The sequence below is a fragment of the Bradyrhizobium sp. LA2.1 genome, assembly GCF_040547725.1.
Lineage (GTDB): Bacteria > Pseudomonadota > Alphaproteobacteria > Rhizobiales > Xanthobacteraceae > Bradyrhizobium > Bradyrhizobium barranii.
Map to the genome: position 1 here is coordinate 171,565 of NZ_JBEPQI010000015.1, position 18,898 is coordinate 190,462.

Sequence of the window (18,898 nt, forward strand, 5' to 3'; positions counted from 1 at the left end):
GCTCGTAAGCAACCGCGTTGGTCGGATCAGCTCGGTCACCATTGCCGTGACGGTTGCCGTTCATGCCGACGATACGTCCAACGACCGCGTCATCGCCGAAAAGACCGAGATCATTGAAACAGACCGAAAATCCGGCCGATCGAACCGCAATTCATGGCTCAAAAAACCCTGCATCGAAGCCGCGCCGGGTCGCGCAAGCGGGCGACGATCGAATCCGGCGGAAAGACATCACAGCGCCCGGCTGCGAAAATAAGTCGCAGACTGCGGGGCTTCGGTTCGAACGGACGAGGGCCGCCCCTGCGGTCTCACCAAGCGTAGCGCAGGACGCCCTTGCCGGCGTCTGCGATTGTGCCGCTCCGGGTGCTTTAAGGCAGCACGACCTCGCCTCGTTTCAATGAGCTGTGTCCTGCGTTCGGCAGGGTTGTCCACCGTTACCGCCGTCCTGGCACCGTACGGTCCTGAACGTGATCGGGCCCGCGGACTGACCCGCGCCGGAGACGGGCGCCACAATCTCAAGCGGGACCGCAGCATTTCGTCCGACATCCAGCGCGGGATTGGGCGCAATTGTACCACAGATCCCGCTGCTGCCGGCACCATAGGACGAGCATGTGACGACATCCGGCCTCATCGTGATGTCGGCCGTCGTCGTAGCCGTCGAGTTGCCGAGAATGTAGTTGCCTCCATCGGCCCCGCCGAGCGTCAGGCCGGTAATGTCGACCCTCTTGTCCCGGCCTACCATAGGATCCGTGAAATTGCCGATCGACGTCGCTACCATCACGTCGTCGCCCGCGATCATGCCGACGAACTTTGCCGCTGAGGTGTCGAGGGTCGCCGTCGTCGTGGCGTCGAAGCTCTTGTTCAGCGCGGTGATGCCGGTGATCGCGGATATCGTCGCGCGATTGATCGTCAACGTGCCGTCGACCCAGGTGATCGCGTAGTTCTGTGCCGAAAGTCCCGATGCGCCGATGCTGTAGTGCCCGGCATTACGAGCACCCTGTGCGCTGCCATCATACACCACGGTTCCCGACAGAACCGACGCATCCTCACCATTCACAAATCCGGAGTACGTGACCCCGTTGCCACCGCCAAAGCGCGTGCCATCGTAGATCCTGGACGCGTCGTTGGCGGCGATGGTCAGCGGCGCCTTGTTGACGATGAGTGTGCCGCTGCCGTAGTCGAGCCAGGTGGCTCCGCTGCTGCTGGATACGTTCAGCACGTTGGGTGCCGCATACGCATAGGACCCCGCGCTGGTCCGCGTCGTGACTGCGCTCCCCCAGGCCAGAGATACGTTGCTGGTCCCGACGCCGTCGAGCGTGATACCGGATATGGCCGGGTTGGCGTCGCCATAGGTCTTGGTCGTATCGCCGGAAAGCCGAACATAGTTGTCGTAGAATGTGCCGCCGAACGAGCGCAGCATCATGTTGCCGTTGTTTTCTCCAACTCTCGACTTCCCCCAGACACCGCCAAAATCCCACCCTGCGTCAATGAAGGTAAAAGGATTGGTGACGTCTGCCGAACTCCCGCCGAATATGCCTGAATAGGTTCCATCCAGTGGTATTCCCACCGTTTCGCTCGCCGCACGGCGCGCGGATGTGGTCGCAATCGCGTAAGCGTTTCGCATGGTACCGAAATTGTTGACCCCGATCAGTCCGCCGATCGCCGTGTCTCCGGATACATGGGTCAGCGCGTAGACGTCCTGAACGGTGCTGCTATCGTTCCAACCGATGAGTCCACCTACGTAGTAGCTTCCATTGATGTCCCCGGTGACATAGGAGTTCCGCAAGATGCTGCCGTTGGTGCTCCGGCCGATCAGGCCTCCGGTGGAGAAGCTTCCTTTGACCGAGACGTCTCGCAAGCCAACATTCTCGATCAAGCTGCCGTTTGTCATGCCGAACAAGCCAACTTGTTCGCTGGCGGGGCGATTGATCACGAGACCTGAGATCGTGTGATTGCCGCCGTCGAATGTTCCGTAGAAATTGTAGACGATCGAGCCCACCGGTGAAAACCCGGTGCCCGCAAGGCTGCTCGTGGCCCACATATCGGAGCGGCTGCCGTCGGTCAGGACTGCGAAATCGAGATTGTTGGCAAGGACGAAGCTGCCCCTGAGATTCATCTCCATCAATTGAAGCTGATGAGTTTCGGATGATCGTCGAATATTCGGAACGCAGGAAGGGCCGGGTATAGCCATGGATCCCGTACCAGTGCCCCCAAGGCACTGCGGGCCAGAAGGAGAAGCCGGGATAGCTTTGGTGCAGAAGCGCGGCCGCCGTGGTCAAGCCGGTCGCCGAACAACCGCCGAGATTTGTGGCGCATCCCGTCGACACACCGGTGGTCTCGATATCCCAGTAGCTTCTGTCGACCGTACCGCTGGCGCTGTTATATCCGATCAGTCCGCCGGTATCGGCGGAGCTGCCGCCGGAAAGCTTGCCGGTCGCATAGGACTCAACGACCGCGCCGTCATTGTACCCGACCAGCCCTCCCACATAGGCACCGCCAGTTACGTCGCTGGTCGAATAGACGTAGGTCGCGGTGGAATTTGCGCCGAGATACCCGATCAGGCCCCCGACGTGAGACGCGCCCCTGACGCGCCCCTCTGCGTAGGAATCGCTGACTGCGCTGAGGTTGTCGACGTTGCCGGCGAGCCCACCGACACGACTGCCGCTTCCCGTGACGACGCCGGTCGCAAACGACGCGGTCACGAGCGAGTAGCTGGCGTAGCCCAGCAGCCCCCCGACGGAATCATTGCCGATGATCGTACCGTTCGCATCAGCGTGATTGATGGTGGTGGAATTCGCAGCCCCAACCAGAGCCCCGACCGAATTATTGCCGATGATCGATGCATTGCTCAGGCTGACGTTGCCAATGATGATCGCGCCGTTGGCATAGCCGAACAGACCGACATTATTTTCTGAGGGGCGGTTGATGGAGAGTCCACTGACGACGTGCCCCAATCCCTCGAAGCTTCCCGAAAACGCGTTGCTGCTGTTTCCGACTGGTGCAAATCCAGCGCCTGAATTCCAATTCCTGGTCGCGGACGCATCAATATCCGACCCCAAGGCGTAGCGGCCGGACAGATCGGCATTCATGTTCTGAAGCGCGCTCACGTCCGTGATGATCTTGTAGGTGATCGGCCCCGAGCTCCCGTTCTGAGTCTGAAACAAGCTTCCCGCGGCGAGATTGATCGGGGAGTTGATGGTGTAGGTGCCACTGCTGGTGGTCTGCGCATATTGCAGAATCAGCCCATCACTACCCGTCGTTCCCGTGGAGGTGAGCGATGCATTGACGATGATGTTGTTGTCGGCTCTCAGAGTGAGAACGTGCGAGCCCCAGATGACCGGCGAATTGACCGAGATGTCGCCGGGTTCGGTATCGCTGCTGGACGTCGTCACCGTCACGTCGCCGCTCGCCAACGCGGTCTGCAGCGCCGCCGCGTAATTGGCGTCGATGGTTATGTTTGAAGGATCGATCAGCCAATGCCCGCCCAGCGTATCGACCTTCAGATCGGCGGCGAGATTGACCTTGGCGGCGGAGGTTTCGACCGAGCGGGCCCGCAGCGTGCCGCCAGCATTGACCTCGCCGTGCCTGGCATCGCCGAGCAGCAGGATGCGGCCGTTCCTGCTGCCGATGCTCGCGGCCTGCACCACGCCGGTGTTGTTGACGACGCCCTTCATGGCGTCGCTCGCGCCCTTGGCGGTGAGGATGGCGAGCCCACCATCGGCGCGGATCAATCCCTTGTTCTCGACCAGGGTCTTGACGGTGGAGGCCTTGACCTCGACCGAGAGCAGGCCGTCGCCATTGAAGTCGAGCAGCACGTCGGTGCCGGCGGCGAGCGCCGTGCTGCCGGTGATGGTGCCGGAATTGCTGACGCTCGGCGAGATCAGCGCCACCACCTTGCCGGAGATGCTGCCCTCGTTGGTGATCGCGCCGCCGCTGCCGGTGAAGTTGTAGCGACCGGCCAGCCGAGACGTTCAGCCACTCGCGCGTCCAGCGCGCGGCGAGGCCGGCGCTGGCGAGCCCGTAATCGTTGCAGCCGCAGACAGTGACCGGCGCGATGCCGTTCGGCGACACGTTGATCTTGACGTAGCCGCCGTCCAGGAAGCTCGCGAGTTGCAGGCTGCCGAAGCGCACAGGCACCGGCGCGTTGTAGCGAAGCTCCAGCGTGCCGAGCACGCCCATGTCGCCGCGCGCCTCGCCGACGGGATAGCCGCGCACGCCGAACGGGCCGCCCAGCGCAAAATCTTCCGAGGAATCGAGGTTCTTGTCGGCCCATTGCCCGTAGAGGCGACCGAACAGTGCGAAGTCGCCGGGCAAGGCCTGAAGCCGGGCAACCGAGGCATTGATCCGATTGAACGGCCCTTGCGTCCGGAGTCCAGCCTGGTCCGCCGCGAGCGCGCTCGCCAGGCGCGAGAGATCGAGGTCGCCAAAAGTCCAGCTCACCGACCAGTTGGTGATGCCGCCGCCGAGCAGCGCGTCGCGCCGGTCGCCGTTGAGGCTGAGCGTACCGGAGGTCGAGCGCTTGTCCTGAAGCTTTCCGACGATGCTGTCGTCGACCAGCGCCTTCCAGGTCACGGTGCCACCAAGCTGGAGGTTGAAATCGCGCGAGCGGATCAGGCTGTAGTCGACGCCGCCATTGGCGAAATGGGCAAAACCGGTGAGACCGAGGGCGCTGCCGATGGCGTCGATATTGTGGTAGTCGAGATAGCCGTAGCTCGCATTGGCAATGAAGCCGCTGGCGCCGAGCGGCACGCTCGTCACCAGCGAGCCGTACTCCTGCCCTTGCGATACCGTGCCGGAGAGCCGCGTCAGGTCGCCGTAGCCGGACACGTCGGTGAGCGAGATGAGCCCGTTGCCCTGCGCCTTGCCCACGTTGGAGCTGCCGTAATTATCGGCCCAAATACCGCCCCCGAGAATGGGCGCCTGCGCGACGCCGACGACGAGCTTGCTGGTGTTCGGCGCCTCGCCCGGCGCGAGCTTGGCATGCACCGACACGCCCGGCAGGTCGTTCATCCGCAACAGCGCGTCTTCCAGATCCTGCCGCGTCACGCCGTCCGGCTTGAGACGACCCTCGATGATCGCGCGCAATAGGTCCTCACGTACGCGCACGCCCTTGGCGCGATCGAGCGTGATGGTCTTGAGCGCGCCCTCGGCGATCTCGATCGTGACGATGCCGTTGGTGACGTCCTGAGGCGGCAGCAGCGCGCGCGCCAGCAACCGGCCGCGGCCCTGGAGCACGGCCGTCACCTGATCGGCCAGCGCATAGAGCCCTTTGATGCCGAGGCGCTTGCCGCGCACCGAGGCAACGAGCTGCTCGCGCTCGGCCTGTGGCAGCAGCTCCACCTTGCCGGTGAAGCGAACGCCCTTCACGATGATGCGCTCGCCCCGGTCGGGGATGGCGGCGGGCGCCTGCTGCGGTCGAATCTCGTCAGGGGACGGCAGCCTTTCCTGCCGCTGCATCTCCTGCTGCCGCTGCATCTCGCGGAGCAGCGATCCGGCATCCTGCGCGACGGCCGGGACTGCGGTAACTGCTATCACTAGCCCCACCACAACAGCCCTGCTCTGCACCGCGCCAACCACTTTCATCCTACGGGCCCGACCTTCGGGCGATAGGTAACGACCTCAGCGAAAGCGCAGGACGGCGCGTCGATCCAAGCGCCACTTGCGTTTGCGTTCCTGAGCGTCTTTAGCGGACTCCGACAAGGCACGATGTGCCGGACGTCTCAACTGGGGAAATTTTTCGCGGTCTCTTGCCGGCTAGTACGAGATCACGACATCCCGCGCGCATGCTACGGAGATGGCCGGCGTACATTGGCAATTGCGTGGATCGATTCCGCTTCTCAGCGGGCGACGAGGACAGGCGACGTTACGCCGCGGTTGCGGGCGGCAGCGCCAGCACCGAATAGATCGCCTGGGCGTCGCGCGAGGCGCGGAGCTTCTTGGCGATGTCCTGGTCACGTAGGAGGCGGGCGATGCGGGCGAGCGCCTTGAGGTGATCGGCGCCGGCGCCTTCGGGCGCGAGCAGCAGGAAGACGAGATCGACCGGCTGGCCATCCATCGCCTCGAAATCGATCGGGCGATCGAGCCGCGCGAACAGGCCGAAGATCTTTTCCAGCTTGGGCAGCTTGCCGTGCGGAATGGCGACGCCGTAGCCGACCGCGGTGGTGCCGAGCTTCTCACGCTGCAGCAGCACCTCGAACACGGAGCGTTCGTTCTGCCCGGTCAACTCGGCGGCCTTGGCCGCGAGCTCCTGAAGCGCCTGCTTCTTGCTGTTGACCTTCAATGCCGGGAGAATCGCCTCGGGTGCGACCAGATCGGTAATCGGCATGGAAGGTTTCCGAGGTGAATTAAACCGTCAGGTTCCGAATTGGCCAGCTTGGTCAAACCATGCCTGGCCGGCATCAAGAAGGTGAAGCAGGAGGGGGACTTAGCCCCGATCCTGATGTGGGGCGCTTCTACTCCAACGCAATCCCGGTGCCAACTGCTGCGTGCGGCTTTGCCCCGCTCATTGTTAAGGGCTGCGGTTGGTACGGGGGCCGGTTCCAGCCCTTAACCGTCCGGTTTGGGCCCCGGCGGGTCGATCCAGCCGACATTGCCGTCGGCCCGGCGGTAAATGATGTTCACCCGGCCGCTGGAGCCGTGCTGGAATACCAGGCAGGGCGCTCCGCTGAGGTCCAGCTCCATCACGGCCTCGCTCACCGACAGCTGCTTCAGCGAGGTGGTGGCCTCGGCGATGATGACCGGACTGTAGCCGGTGACCTCGTCCTCGTCCTCACCCTCGCCCGGCGCCTCCAGCACGTAGCTCGTGGCGTCCATGGCGGCCAGCGCCGCGGAGGCGACATGGGCCTTGCGGGCCGAGCGGTCCTTGAGCCGGCTCTTGTAGCGCTTGAGCCGCTTCTCGATCATCAGGAGCGCCTGGTCGGCGCTGGCATAGGCATCCGGCGCGTTCGAATCGGCCTCCAGCGTAATTCCCGTATCAAGATGCAGGGCACAGTCGGTGCGGAAGCCGAAGCCATCCTTGCTCAGGGTGATGTGGCCGGAATAGTTCCCGTCGAAATATTTACGCAGGACCTCGTCGGTCCGATCGGTCACGCGGCCGCGCAGGGCGTCGCCGACGCTGACGCTCTTTCCCGAGATTCTGAGGGTCATGTGATGCCTCGCTTGGTTTTAAGTGCCCAGCTTGGATCGGTCTCGATGGGGGATCGAGAGTAGCGCGATTTCGCGCCAGCGCAATCAGGCCGGCTCGGTGTTGCGGGAGCGATCGGGCATTGCGGTGGAGAGGACGTTACCAAGAGCGCTCTGCTTGTCACGGCGGCGTTGCACCGAAGAGGGAATCCGCATGGCTTCGCGGTACTTTGCGACCGTGCGGCGGGCAATATCAATTCCCGAGGCGCGTAAGCGTTCCACGATGGTGTCATCCGACAGGATCGCCGACGGCGCTTCCGAATCGATCAGCTGCTTGATGTGGTGGCGCACGGCCTCGGCGGAATGCGCCTCGCCGCCGTCGGCGGAGGCGATCGAAGCCGTGAAGAAATATTTCAATTCGAATGTGCCGCGATTTGTCGCCATGTACTTGTTGGCGGTGACGCGCGACACCGTGGATTCATGCATCTGGATGGCGTCGGCAACGGCCTTCAGATTCAGCGGCCGCAGATGCGCCACGCCATGGGTGAAGAAGCCGTCCTGCTGGCGCACGATTTCCGTCGCAACTTTCAGGATGGTACGGGCCCGCTGATCGAGCGCGCGCACCAGCCAGGTCGCGTTCTGGAGCGCGTCGGTGAAATAGGACTTGTCGCCGTCCTTGCCGACCTTCTTCGAGAGTTGCGAATAGTAGGTCTGGTTGACCAGCACGCGCGGCAAGGTGTCGCTGTTGAGCTCGACATGCCAGCCGCCATCCGGGCCCGGGCGGACATAGACGTCGGGCACCATGGTCTGGAGCCGCGCCGAGCCGAACTTCATGCCGGGCTTGGGATTGAGGCGGCGGATCTCGCCGATCATGTCGGCGATGTCCTCGTCGTCGACGCCGCAGAGCTTGCGCAGCGAAGCGATGTCGCGCTTCGCCAGCAGATCGAGGTGCTCGACGAGGGCCTGCATCGCCGGATCGTAGCGGTCGAGCTCGCGGAGCTGGATCGCCAGGCATTCGCTCAAATTGCGCGCACAGACGCCGGGCGGGTCGAATTTTTGCAGCACGGCAAGGACGTCCTCGACGTCGGCTTGCGATGCGCCAAGGCGCTCGGCGGCCTGGCCGAGATCCGGCGGCAGATAGCCGGCCTCGTCGACGAGGTCGATCAGATACTGACCGATCATGCGCTGCGCCGGGCCGGTGAAGGCGACCGAGAGCTGCTCGGCAAGATGGTCGCCGAGCGTGATCTCCGCGGCGACGAAGGCTTCGAGATTGTAGTCCTCGTCGCCGGAGGCACCGCCGCCCCATTCGGTATAGGTGGTCGGCGCCGCATCCTGGGCGTTGCGCGCGGCGGCCTCAGCCGGTTCCTCGGAGAAGACGTTGTCCAGGCCCGTATCCAGGGTCTGCTCGATCTCGGCGCGGGTGCCGAGATCCTTGCTCATCCATTCTTCCTGGCCCGGCTCGAACGCCTCGCCCGGACCGCCGCCCGGCTCGTCGTTGTGGCCACCGTCGGAATCGCTGAACTGGCCGGTCTCGGCCGGGGCTTCACCCGCGGGCGGCTCGTCGTTGGCCCGCTCCAGCAGGGGGTTCCGCTCAAGCTCCTCTTCCACGAAGGTCGTGAGATCGAGATTGGACAATTGCAGCAGCTTGATCGCCTGCATCAGCTGCGGCGTCATGACCAGCGACTGCGATTGCCGGAACTCTAATCTCTGCGTGAGCGCCATGAAGCAAGAACCGATCCCAAAAGTTGGTCCGATTTTTGCTTATCCTAGTCCAGGCCCGATGTACACGGCTTGACGAACGGGAAAAAAGGGCTAGAGGCGGAATTCCTCGCCAAGGTAAAGTCGGCGAACGTCGGGATCGGCGACGATCTCATCCGGGCTTCCCTCGGTCAAGATTTCACCGGCATAGACGATATAGGCGCGATCGGTCAGGCCGAGCGTCTCGCGGACATTGTGGTCGGTGATCAGCACGCCGATGCCGCGGTTGGTGAGATGGCGGACGAGGTCCTGAATGTCGCCGACCGCGATCGGATCGATGCCCGCGAAAGGCTCGTCGAGCAGCATGTAGTTCGGACGCGTCGCCAGCGCGCGCGCGATCTCGACGCGACGGCGCTCGCCGCCCGACAGCGCGATCGACGGCGATTTCCGCAAGCGCGTGATGTTGAATTCGTCGAGCAGCGAGTCGAGCTGCTGCTCGCGCTTCTTGCGCGAGGGCTCGACCACTTCGAGCACCGCGCGGATGTTCTGCTCGACGGTGAGGCCGCGAAAGATCGAGGCTTCCTGCGGCAGATAGCCGATGCCGAGCCGCGCGCGCTGATACATCGGCAGCTTGGTGACGTCGTGGCCGTCGAGCTCGATCGCGCCGCGATCGGGCTTGATCAGGCCGGTGATCATGTAGAACACGGTGGTCTTGCCGGCGCCGTTCGGGCCGAGCAGGCCGACCGCTTCGCCGCGGCGCACATAGATGCTGACGCCGCGCACCACCTGACGGCTGCCGAAACTCTTTTCCACGCTATGCACAGCCAGGAAGCCCGGCCGCTTGAGAAGCTGCGGCCCGCCAGCGCCGTTGGGCCTGCTGGCGGCCCTCACGGGATGCACCGCCTGGGCACGCGGAGGCTCGGTCTGGTAGTCGGCTTGGTAGTCGGCCTGGAAATGGTCGGGCGCGCGCATCGACTGGTCACGGGCGATCGGCGATGCATCGCGCACCGGGCTGGGCACGAGACCGCCGACGCTGTCACCGAGGGCGGTGATGTCCTGACGCGCAAATCCTGGCCGGCCGCGCTTGGCGGGGCGCCGACGGAACATGCTGAAGAGATCGACCATCCCGCCTTCTAGCCTTTCACGACAATCCTGCGCGATGATCCGCGCGTGATCCCGCGATCTGCCGCACCGGCCTTGCGATTCGCCAGCACAGCATGAGTGAAGGGATGTCTCATGCCCAGTGAAACACGCCCGAAAAGCGGCGAAACCCGCTTGGAAAGCCCTTCGCGCTAGATACAGCCTCGCCGGGCAAGCTTCAACCTCGGATCAGGAGAATCTGGCTCAAGCGCTTGAAGTTGCTTCAGGAATTTACTTTTGCTTGCCTGCGCCGGGCAATTGCAGCGGCGGCGCCGCGGCGGGCTTGCCCGGGCTCCCCGAACCGCAATCATTGCTGCCGCCCTGCGGCAGCAATGCCTGCACCCTGCCGCTGTCGGATTCCACCCGCGAGACGCCCGTGGTCATGTCGACCGCCAGACGGTCGCCGCGCAGCACGTTCCTGCACTGCGTGAGAACGACGCCGCCGAGCATGGTGATGAGGTTGGTTTTGGTGTCGAACACGGCGGTCTCGCCTGTTACCACCTGGTCCTTCTGGGTGACGACGACATTGCCGCGCGCTTCCAGCCGCTTGATCGAGGAACTGCCGCCCGGCCCCGGCTGCGCCGACTGCATCGGCGCACCCTTGGTCCCCTTCGCCGCGGGCTGCGGCGCGGCCGGCTTGTCGCCGCCGCCGGAGTCGTAAAACACCACGAGCGTCTTCGAGGTCATGGTGGTGTCGCCCTGGATGACCTTCACATTGCCGGAGAAGGTCGCCTCCTTCTTCTTGTCACGCATCTCGAGCGAGGCGGCTTCGATCTGGATCGGCTGGTCGCGGTTTTGCGAAAAGCCCTGCATTGCGTTGGGCACGCCTTGCATCGTGCTCTGCGCGACGGCCGCACCGGTTGCGACCAGCGCGACGGTGACGGCGAGCGCGGCCGCACCGAGAATGGCGCACCGCTTGTCTTCGTTGCGCGAAAAGAATCTCACCATGAAAATCACTTTGAATTGGCAGACTTGTTCTGAGGCGTGCGTGTCTTCACCGGCGGCGCGGGCTGCTCGGCCGGCGCAGGCTGGGCAGCGGCGGGGTCATCCAGCTTGTCCAGATGCATCACCACATTGCCCTCGAAGCGGATGACGTCGCCGCCTTCCGTGATCCGCAGCCGGTCGGCGGTCAGCGTTCCGTTGGTCAGCTTGACGTCGACATGCTCATCCGAGGAGACCGTTCCCTTGCCCATGTCGACGAAGGCCGAGTTCAGCCGCGCCTCATAGCCGGACGAGGTGCGCAGGAAGATGTCCTTGTGCAGGTCGAGCTGCTGCTGCTTGTTGTCGAAGCGGCCGGTGCGCGCATCGAGCAGCAAAGTGGATTTGTCTTCCATCAGCACCTTTGCGCGCAAATCATTGAGATCGACATGATCGGGGTCGGTGATGTCCTGCGTCGCGGTCTTGGCCCAGAGCTCGTAGGGCCGCTGGTCCGGGGTGAAGCCGGACATATGCGGCGTTTCCATCGTGATCTTGGTGCCCGTCACCACGAGATTTCCGGAGTCGAGCTTCACGGGGATCTGGAACGGATTGAGGAAGGTCGAGACGGCGACGATCGCGGCCATGGACGCAGCCACCGTCACCGGCACCGCGATGCGCAGAATCCGCACCAGGCGGCTGTGGCGCGCCGCGCTGGCAAACTTCGCCGCAAGCGCGGCGTCGTAGGTTGGATTCTGGGCCGAATTCACCTGAGCTCCCGAGGTGTCGCTCGTCTCGTCCGGTTGACGGGCGCACGCCATTGTATCCGGCGCCGCCTGAATATGCAGCCTGCGACAGGCCGCACGAAAGTGTCCGAAACGGGGCGGCGGCCCTAAGCTAACAGCGGCCCGAGGCCTCAGGAATGCGCGAAAATGTCCTCTTCCTGCCAGCCCTGGAGGTCGAGCAGGGCGCGGGTCGGCAGGAAGTCGAAACAGGCTTTTGCTAGCGCAGTACGACCCTCCCGCACCAGCATGGCGTCGAGCCGCTCGCGCAGGGCATGAAGGTGCAGCACGTCGGAGGCGGCGTAGGCGAGCTGCGGCTCGGTCAGGCTGCCGGAACCCCAGTCGCTGGATTGTTGCTGCTTGGAGAGGTCGACATTGAGCACCTCGCGCACGAGGTCCTTGAGGCCATGCCGGTCGGTGTAGGTGCGGGTCAGGCGGGAGGCAATCTTGGTGCAATAAATCGGGCCGGTCATGACGCCGAAGGTCTGGTACAGCACCGCGACGTCGAACCGCGCGAAATGGAAGATCTTCGTGATCGCGGGATTGGCCAGCAGGGCCTTCAGGTTCGGCGCGTCGGTGTGGCCCTTGGGGATCTGCACCACGTCGGCGCTGCCGTCGCCGGGCGAGAGCTGCACCACGCAGAGCCGGTCGCGGTGCGGGTTCAGCCCCATGGTCTCGGTGTCGATCGCCACCGCTCCGGTGTAGCGGGACAGGTCGGGCAGGTCGCCGCGATGCAGGCGTACGGTCATGGCGTTTCAAAACCTCAATCGAATTGGTCGGTCGGCATCATAAGCTAATCGGATTGCCCGCGATGTAGCCACTGGCGGCGGGCCGCGCAAGCGGCAGCTGTTCCCGGCGGGGCGCGGTCAGATCGCCGCCAGCATGATGCAGATCATCGCCGCCACCGTCGTTCGGCTGGCACCATCGCGAAAAGTGTAGAGAATCGGATCGTCGGGCATCTCGCGGCGATGGGCCATCATCAGGGCGCGGCCGAACCAGTAGAGCAGCAGCGGATTGAGCAGCCACAGCATCCAGGGGCGGCTGTAGAGCGGCGTCACGGCGGAGGAGGAGACGTAGAGCGAGAACACGGTCACCGCGTTCATGGCACTCGCCGCCGCCATCGCACCGATGATGTGCAGGTCGGTGATCCTGTAATCGCGGTTGGAGGGATCGGCGAGACCGGCGCTCTCGCGCATGCTGAGCTCGCTGAAGCGCTTGATCAGGGCCAGCGAGGTGAACACGAACAGCGAGAAGATCAAGAGCCATTCCGACAGCACCACGCCGACGCCGACCGCGCCGGCGATGATGCGTAGCGTGTAGAGACCGGCGAGCGTCACGACGTCGACCAGCATCTTGCGCTTGAGCACGAGCGAATAGGCGATCGTGGTGGCGAGATAGCCACCGAGCACGCCGAGGAACAAAGGCGAGATGCAGAGGCTGGCGGCGACCGCGAGCAGCCAGAGCGCGGGAATCGCAAGCAGCGCCGAGGACATCGGCAGTCGACCTGCCGCCAGCGCGCGATGGCGCTTGGTCGGATGCTGCCGGTCGGCTGAGAGATCGAGCAGATCGTTCATCAGGTAGGCGCCCGACGCGCAGGCCGAGAACGCCAGGAACGCCAGCAACGCATAGCCGAGCGTCGCAAGGTTCATCTGATGCGCCGTGATCGCCGGCACGAATACCAGCGTGTTCTTGGCGTATTGATAGACGCGCAGCGCCTGCGCCCAGGTTTTGAGGCTGGCACGGCTGCTGCCGCGCGTCTCGATGCGCTCCATGGAGGCGCGGTCGAACGGCAGCCGGTCAGGCGCCGCGAGATCGGCTGGCGCAACGACGCCATCAAACCCGAGATGTGCGGCAATGCCCGCCGCGTGATGCGCAAACCGGCCGGCCACCAGATAAATCTTGTCGCCCCGCGCCCGCGCCGCCAGGGCCTGGTTCAGCACGTCGGCATCATAGGGCAGATGGGCGTAGTCGAGCTCGGCACGCGCCAGGATATCCGTGAGCGCCGCCATGCCCGGGCGTCCGCCCGCGCCGAAGCGGGCCAGCATGCGGCCGGGACTGGAGAACAGCGCTTCCAGCAGCAGCTCGGACCGCAGCAGGGCGCCTTCGAGATCGATGACAAGCGTCCGCGCCGCGGCGGGGGTCGCCGACGGTGTGGGGACGCCCGAATCGTAGTGCCAGGCAGGCTGCTCCATCCGAAAACGCTCTGACTTGCCGCAACATGACCGGCCCTGAGGCCGGGGAGCAGGGAAATGGACGGCCGAGAGCCTAGGGGGCATTCGCTAAGGGCGACTTAACCGGGGGGAGAAGGGCCGGCGCCCCCTGGGGGATGCCGGGCCCAAACCATGCACCCTGCTGTTGCATGGATCCCACAACCCGGCGCCAGCTTCGTGTTCCGGCAGGGCTTTTGCCGCGCGCCCCGTGAAAATCCTCCCGGCCGACCCCATCTGCCAGTTTTCGCGCGCTCGCCTGCCCCGCCCACAATGAAATCAGGTGTCATGACCGAACAGACGCTCGCTGCGCCTATCGACGACCAACAGGAACGCCAGCGCGGCTTTACGCGCTACCAGGCGCTCCTGATCGCGCTGCTTGCGTTCACGCAGTTCACGATCATTCTGGATTTCATCATCATGTCGCCGCTCGGCGCCATCCTGATGCCGGCGCTCGACATCACGGCCGGACAATTCGGCGTCGCGGTGTCGGCCTACGCGTTCAGCGCGGGACTGTCGGGCATCCTGGCCGCCGGCTTTGCCGATCGCTTCGACCGCAAGCGCCTGCTGCTGTTCTTCTATGTCGGCTTCACGCTCGGGACCCTGCTCTGTGCCGCCGCGCAGACTTACCATGTGCTGCTGCTCGGCAGGATCGTGACCGGATTGTTCGGCGGCGTGATCGGCTCGGTCGTGCTGGCCATCATCACCGATCTATTCGCGCTGCACCTGCGCGGCCGCGTGATGGGCTTCGTCCAGACGGCGTTCGCCGCGAGCCAGGTGCTCGGCATTCCCGCGGGGCTGTTTCTCGCCAATCACTGGAACTGGCATGTGTGCTTCGTTGCGATCGTCGGCCTGTCGATCGTTGCGATCGCCGTCATCGCCTTCGCGATGGAGCCGGTCGACGCGCATCTGAAACTGAAGCAGGACAGAAACCCGTTCCGCCATCTGATCGCGACCATCGGACAGCCGCGCTATACGCTGGCCTTCGCCGTCACGACATTGCTGGCGACGGGCGGCTACATGCTGATGCCGTTCTCCAGCGCCTTCACCGTGCATAATCTCGGCATCGACATCACGCATCTGCCGACGATCTATCTCGTCTCCGGCCTGTTCAGCATCGTCACGGGACCGCTGGTCGGCAGGGCGAGCGACGCGTTCGGCAAATACCCTACCTTCGTCTTCGGCAGCGTGGTGTCTGTCATCATGGTGCTGATCTACACCCATCTCGGCCACGTCTCGCTCGCGACCGCGATCCTCGTCAACGTCCTGATGTTCGTCGGCATCTTCTCGCGCATGATCCCGTCGCAGGCGCTGATGTCGGCGATCCCCGACCCCAGCCAGCGCGGCTCGTTCAGCGCGGTCAGCGCGTCGCTTCAGCAGCTCTCCGGGGGGCTCGGTTCGGTCCTCGCCGCCGCCATCATCGCGCAACAACCGGATGGTTCGCTGCTCCATTTCGACCGGATCGGCTACGTCGTGGTCGCGTCGGCAATCGTCTCGCTGGTCGCGATGTACTTTGTGCAGAAGGCGGTGGCGGAGCGGACCGGGAGACGGGTGGTCTGAGGGCTCGACTTGAAAAAGCCCGCTATGCCCGCCCGCCGGCCAGCATTTCAAGCTGGTCGTGCAGCTGCGCGGGGAGATACGGCTTGGGGATGAACCTCGCCCCGAGTGGGATGTCATCCGCTGCCGGGCTGACTTGGCCGGACGTAATGAGGAGCCGCACGGGCGGCCATCGATCTCTGATCACCGCCGCCAGCCGAAGGCCATCCATCGAGCCGGGCATCTGAATGTCTGTGAAGACGACGGTGATCGCCGGTTCCGTCTCCAGCAGATTGACAGCCTCGTCTGCGTCGGCCGCCTCGAAGACATCGAAGCCCATATCCCGCACCATGTCAGCCGCGTTCACGCGGATGAGGAAGTCATCTTCCACGATGAGGATCACGTCCCTATGCTGGCTGAGATTGGACACTTATGCTCCGGCATAACCGAGCATAAGGTTTGAACGGCTTCTTTGTTCCACCGAACGTCTTGCAAAGGATCGCGTTTGTTAGAGTAGGGCGTTAGGGTTCACCATGGCAGTTGACATCAAGGCGGACGTGGATGCCGTCCAGCAGATTGCGGCGGTTCCCAAAGTTTTGGATTTGGCCGCACGCATAACGGGCATGGGCTTCGTCGCCATAGCTCGCGTAACTTCAGATCAATGGATTTGCTGCGCCGTTCGGGACAGCATCGCCTTTGGCCTTGAGCCGGGCGGAGAACTGCGTGTCGAGACGACCATCTGCAACGAGATACGGCAGCACGGCAACACGGTGGTCATCAACGATGTGCAGACGGACGACGTCTTCTGCAATCATCCGACACCGGCCATGTATGGATTTCGCAGCTACATCTCAGCGCCCATCGTCCTGATCGACGGAGCCGTCTGGGGAACGCTGTGCGCCATCGACCCCACGCCTCGACAACTTCGCACGCCTGAAATCCTCGACACGTTTCAGCTGTTGGCCGAACTGATCGCTGCCCAGCTCGAACTCAATCAACGTCTGGAGCGGAGCCAGGCCGATCTCATCGACGAGCGAAAAACGGCAGAGCTTCGCGAGCAGTTCATCGGCGTATTGGGACACGATCTTCGCAATCCCCTCGCAGCCGTCGATGCAGGCATGCGCGTGCTGCTGAAGAACCTCGACACCGGGCGGGCGCCCGAAATCGCGCTTGGCGTTCAAAAAGCCGTCTATCGCATGGCCGGCATCGTCGAAAACGTCATGGACTTCGCGCGAGGCCGACTTGGCGGAGGCCTTACGATCAAGCAAGATGCGACGCTGCCGTTGACGCCGGTGCTGGAGCAAATCATTGCGGAGTTCAGGACGGCTTGGCCGACCGTGACGATCAGTTCATCGGTCCAGATCGAAGAGCCCATCAGCTGCGATCGGAGCAAGATGGGCCAACTTTTCTCGAACCTGCTCGGGAATGCAATTACGTACGGTGACCAGAGTAGGCCGATCCACGTCGTAGCCAGAACCTTGGACGGAACGTTCGATCTGACGGTGTCCAACGAAGGCCCGCCAATCTCCGAAAAGGCGCTGGCAAACCTCTTCAAGCCATACACGCGAGGCGACCGGCCCAGTCAGCAGGGTCTGGGACTTGGTCTTTACATCGCTTCGCAAATCGCCCAGGCCCATGGCGGCAAATTGAGTGCGATATCGACCGGACGCGAAACGACCTTCTCTTTCGAGATGCCGATCTAAGCGGGCCGGGAGCAGGATCGTCTGGAGCCAGGTTATTGCTTTACCGTGGCCGGGAAAATGAGCGACTGATCGTCGATCTCCTGATCCGGAAGCTGATGGACGCCCGCCGTGGCATGCAGCTCGACCAAGGAAGGCATGGCCGCGGCGGACAGCTCTATCGAGCGAGATTGCGTCCTGAAGATCAGGGCAGAAGCGGCGATCAGAGCTGCAACGGCGAAACAAGCGATCAGCAACCGGCGCATATGGCGTCTCCCACGTCTATGTGGAGAACAGAAAGCTTAACAAACAATAATGACCGCTAAACGCGGGCGCTCGACTCAGCGAACGCCGTTGTGGCGGACTCCTGCACGAAATGATCAAGGATGCCGGCGGCACCGAGTGCGACGACGGCGGCGAACAGACAGGCAATTATGAAAACGCGCATTCCGTTGATCCCTACCCTGCAACCTAGCACGCTTCCAAACGGATTCGTGCAGCGGCCGTACAAAACGCCGTGTTCAACCTGGAAGTGCGAAGGCCTCCGCCTCGATATCGATGAACGTCCGTCCGAGCGCGCCGACCGCCGCATAGAAGTCCGCCGAACTCGCCCGCTCGAGATCCGCGAAAAAGCGCCTCATCCAGCGTGAGACATGCTGATCAAAGAACAGGCGCTCGGCGCCTGCTGGCGCAGGAATGCTCCCGCGGGCGAAGCCTGCCATGATCTCACAGAGAAATCCCGCGTGATCTTCGGGCTCCGTACGCTCCGGAGCCTTTTCGAGGCCGAGACCCTCGAGGGTTTCCCGCAACCGCGCGAGTGGACGGCCATACAGGGTATCGGACAGGTAGTGTGACGCATAAGGCAGGAGTGCCCCCTTGCCCAACCCTGCAAAGAGGGCGAAGAACTCGCGCGATGCGGCCTGCTCATTTGTCCGGCGCGCCGCATCCGCCAGCGCCATGTGTGCCGTGCCCATCGCACTCGCATCGCCGTGCAATGCAGAGATCCGGTGCAGCAGCTGCGTGTCGGGGCTGCGCATCAGCAACGTCGCCAACAGCGCATATTCCTGCGCCCGGGCGAGGTCGAATTCATCGACGATACGCACTGAAGCCATTGTTGAAGTTGGATCCATCATTGTTCGATCGCGCAAGACATATCATCCTGCCGGTTGCTCGCGAGGTAATGCGCTGCCATGACGTCGTGTTCGCTGGGAGGGCGGCTCTCCGGCAGCAGGACTGACGGACTGCATGCTCTCATTCCGGTCCTGGTCCGGTCGTGCCGTGGCATCATCGGGCAGCGATTGAGCTGCCCATGTCGTCGGTTCGAGAATGGGCTGTTCGGCATCGGGCCGCCCTTGCGGAATGAGCTCGGTTGGCGGCGGCACGTCCGCAAGCGCGTCACCCACCTGCTCCAGCCCCTTCGACATCCGCGCGACGAGATCGGCGACGTTGTCCGCCGGATCGAGCGGGCCAAATCCTGGAATTGCGTTGGGATCGTTGAAATCCCACTGGTTCTCCGCGATCCCGATGAAGTCGCGGATCGCAGGGTCGGTTGCCCAGGCACGGCGCAATGCCAGGCGCGTCAGTTCGGCCGGAACGCCCGTCTGCAGGAACGCCGCAATGTCGGTGTGAGCGCTGATAGATTCGATCGACGGTAAACTGGCGAGATCGAAAGGCTGGTCGTTCCCGTCATTCGCTACGGACGGCTCGGCAGCTCGCTCTTGGTCGGCCGGAGCAAGTTCAGCGTTTTGGCTTCTCGAGGCTTGCTTGAGCCGCGCCCAGCGAACGAAGACGTTAGTCTCTGACATCGATCTCTTTCATGCCG

Annotated in this window: 18 protein-coding genes and 1 pseudogene; 3 read left to right on the top strand and 16 right to left on the bottom strand. The window is 63.6% G+C overall.

Annotated features, from left to right (window positions below):
- Window positions 1-46 precede the first annotated feature (46 nt).
- Window positions 47-253, top strand: coding sequence for a hypothetical protein (locus ABIB95_RS27720; protein WP_354243925.1), 207 nt, complete (start codon window positions 47-49; stop codon window positions 251-253).
- Window positions 254-391: 138 nt separating this feature from the next.
- Here the strand turns inward: ABIB95_RS27720 and ABIB95_RS27725 are convergent, their stop codons facing one another.
- The 11 genes and pseudogenes from ABIB95_RS27725 to ABIB95_RS27775 all read right to left on the bottom strand — a co-directional run bounded on the left by ABIB95_RS27725 (window position 392) and on the right by ABIB95_RS27775 (window position 13,846).
- Window positions 392-1,813, bottom strand: a complete 1,422-nt coding sequence (locus ABIB95_RS27725; RefSeq protein WP_354243989.1) for a YDG domain-containing protein — start codon at window positions 1,811-1,813, stop codon at window positions 392-394.
- Window positions 1,710-3,395, bottom strand: a complete 1,686-nt coding sequence (locus ABIB95_RS27730) for a GLUG motif-containing protein (RefSeq protein WP_354243928.1) — start codon at window positions 3,393-3,395, stop codon at window positions 1,710-1,712. Before ABIB95_RS27730 ends, ABIB95_RS27725 begins: the two co-directional genes overlap by 104 nt.
- 685 nt (window positions 3,396-4,080) lie before the next feature.
- Window positions 4,081-5,580 (bottom strand): annotated as a pseudogene (locus ABIB95_RS27735) (ShlB/FhaC/HecB family hemolysin secretion/activation protein); the annotation flags it as partial.
- 280 nt (window positions 5,581-5,860) lie between these two features.
- Window positions 5,861-6,322: a PTS IIA-like nitrogen regulatory protein PtsN gene (gene ptsN / locus ABIB95_RS27740; protein WP_008141251.1), complete on the bottom strand. Its 462-nt coding sequence runs from the start codon at window positions 6,320-6,322 to the stop codon at window positions 5,861-5,863.
- A gap of 221 nt (window positions 6,323-6,543) precedes the next feature.
- Entirely contained in the window at window positions 6,544-7,143 is a 600-nt protein-coding gene (gene hpf, locus ABIB95_RS27745; RefSeq protein ID WP_063980189.1) for a ribosome hibernation-promoting factor, HPF/YfiA family, read from the bottom strand.
- Between the two features lie 84 nt (window positions 7,144-7,227).
- On the bottom strand, window positions 7,228-8,841 hold the full coding sequence (gene rpoN / locus ABIB95_RS27750) for an RNA polymerase factor sigma-54 (RefSeq protein WP_063980190.1): 1,614 nt from the start codon (window positions 8,839-8,841) through the stop codon (window positions 7,228-7,230).
- Between the two features lie 90 nt (window positions 8,842-8,931).
- The gene (gene lptB, locus ABIB95_RS27755) at window positions 8,932-9,942 is read right to left on the bottom strand and encodes an LPS export ABC transporter ATP-binding protein (RefSeq protein WP_354177312.1); all 1,011 of its coding nucleotides are present in this window, start codon (window positions 9,940-9,942) and stop codon (window positions 8,932-8,934) included.
- 246 nt (window positions 9,943-10,188) lie between these two features.
- Complete coding sequence (locus tag ABIB95_RS27760; RefSeq protein WP_354243931.1) at window positions 10,189-10,905, bottom strand: LptA/OstA family protein; 717 nt, start codon at window positions 10,903-10,905, stop codon at window positions 10,189-10,191.
- Between the two features lie 5 nt (window positions 10,906-10,910).
- A complete protein-coding gene (gene lptC, locus ABIB95_RS27765) occupies window positions 10,911-11,642 on the bottom strand; it encodes an LPS export ABC transporter periplasmic protein LptC (protein ID WP_063985962.1) in 732 nt (243 codons plus the stop codon).
- 146 nt (window positions 11,643-11,788) lie between these two features.
- The gene (locus tag ABIB95_RS27770; RefSeq protein ID WP_354243933.1) at window positions 11,789-12,403 is read right to left on the bottom strand and encodes a ribonuclease D; all 615 of its coding nucleotides are present in this window, start codon (window positions 12,401-12,403) and stop codon (window positions 11,789-11,791) included.
- Window positions 12,404-12,520: 117 nt separating this feature from the next.
- The gene (locus tag ABIB95_RS27775; RefSeq protein WP_354243936.1) at window positions 12,521-13,846 is read right to left on the bottom strand and encodes a UbiA family prenyltransferase; all 1,326 of its coding nucleotides are present in this window, start codon (window positions 13,844-13,846) and stop codon (window positions 12,521-12,523) included.
- 303 nt (window positions 13,847-14,149) lie between these two features.
- Between ABIB95_RS27775 and ABIB95_RS27780 the strand changes: the two genes are divergently transcribed.
- Window positions 14,150-15,421 (top strand): MFS transporter, encoded by a 1,272-nt coding sequence (locus ABIB95_RS27780; protein ID WP_354243939.1) that lies wholly within the window; start codon window positions 14,150-14,152, stop codon window positions 15,419-15,421.
- A gap of 22 nt (window positions 15,422-15,443) precedes the next feature.
- Here ABIB95_RS27780 and ABIB95_RS27785 read toward each other — a convergent pair whose 3' ends face one another.
- A complete protein-coding gene (locus ABIB95_RS27785) occupies window positions 15,444-15,827 on the bottom strand; it encodes a response regulator (RefSeq protein WP_071908878.1) in 384 nt (127 codons plus the stop codon).
- A gap of 103 nt (window positions 15,828-15,930) precedes the next feature.
- Here ABIB95_RS27785 and ABIB95_RS27790 point away from each other — a divergent pair, with 103 nt between their 5' ends.
- Window positions 15,931-17,100, top strand: coding sequence for a GAF domain-containing sensor histidine kinase (locus ABIB95_RS27790; RefSeq protein ID WP_354243943.1), 1,170 nt, complete (start codon window positions 15,931-15,933; stop codon window positions 17,098-17,100).
- 32 nt (window positions 17,101-17,132) lie between these two features.
- Here ABIB95_RS27790 and ABIB95_RS27795 read toward each other — a convergent pair whose 3' ends face one another.
- The 4 genes from ABIB95_RS27795 to ABIB95_RS27810 form a co-directional block, all read right to left on the bottom strand.
- Window positions 17,133-17,342 carry a hypothetical protein gene (locus ABIB95_RS27795; protein ID WP_354243946.1) on the bottom strand — a complete coding sequence of 70 codons (210 nt, stop codon included), beginning with the start codon at window positions 17,340-17,342 and terminating at the stop codon, window positions 17,133-17,135.
- 56 nt (window positions 17,343-17,398) lie between these two features.
- Window positions 17,399-17,524, bottom strand: coding sequence for a hypothetical protein (locus ABIB95_RS27800; protein WP_256376444.1), 126 nt, complete (start codon window positions 17,522-17,524; stop codon window positions 17,399-17,401).
- Between the two features lie 73 nt (window positions 17,525-17,597).
- Entirely contained in the window at window positions 17,598-18,209 is a 612-nt protein-coding gene (locus ABIB95_RS27805) for a TorD/DmsD family molecular chaperone (RefSeq protein WP_354243949.1), read from the bottom strand.
- Window positions 18,210-18,230: 21 nt separating this feature from the next.
- Entirely contained in the window at window positions 18,231-18,881 is a 651-nt protein-coding gene (locus ABIB95_RS27810; RefSeq protein WP_354243952.1) for a DUF3306 domain-containing protein, read from the bottom strand.
- Between the last annotated feature and the right edge of the window lie 17 nt (window positions 18,882-18,898).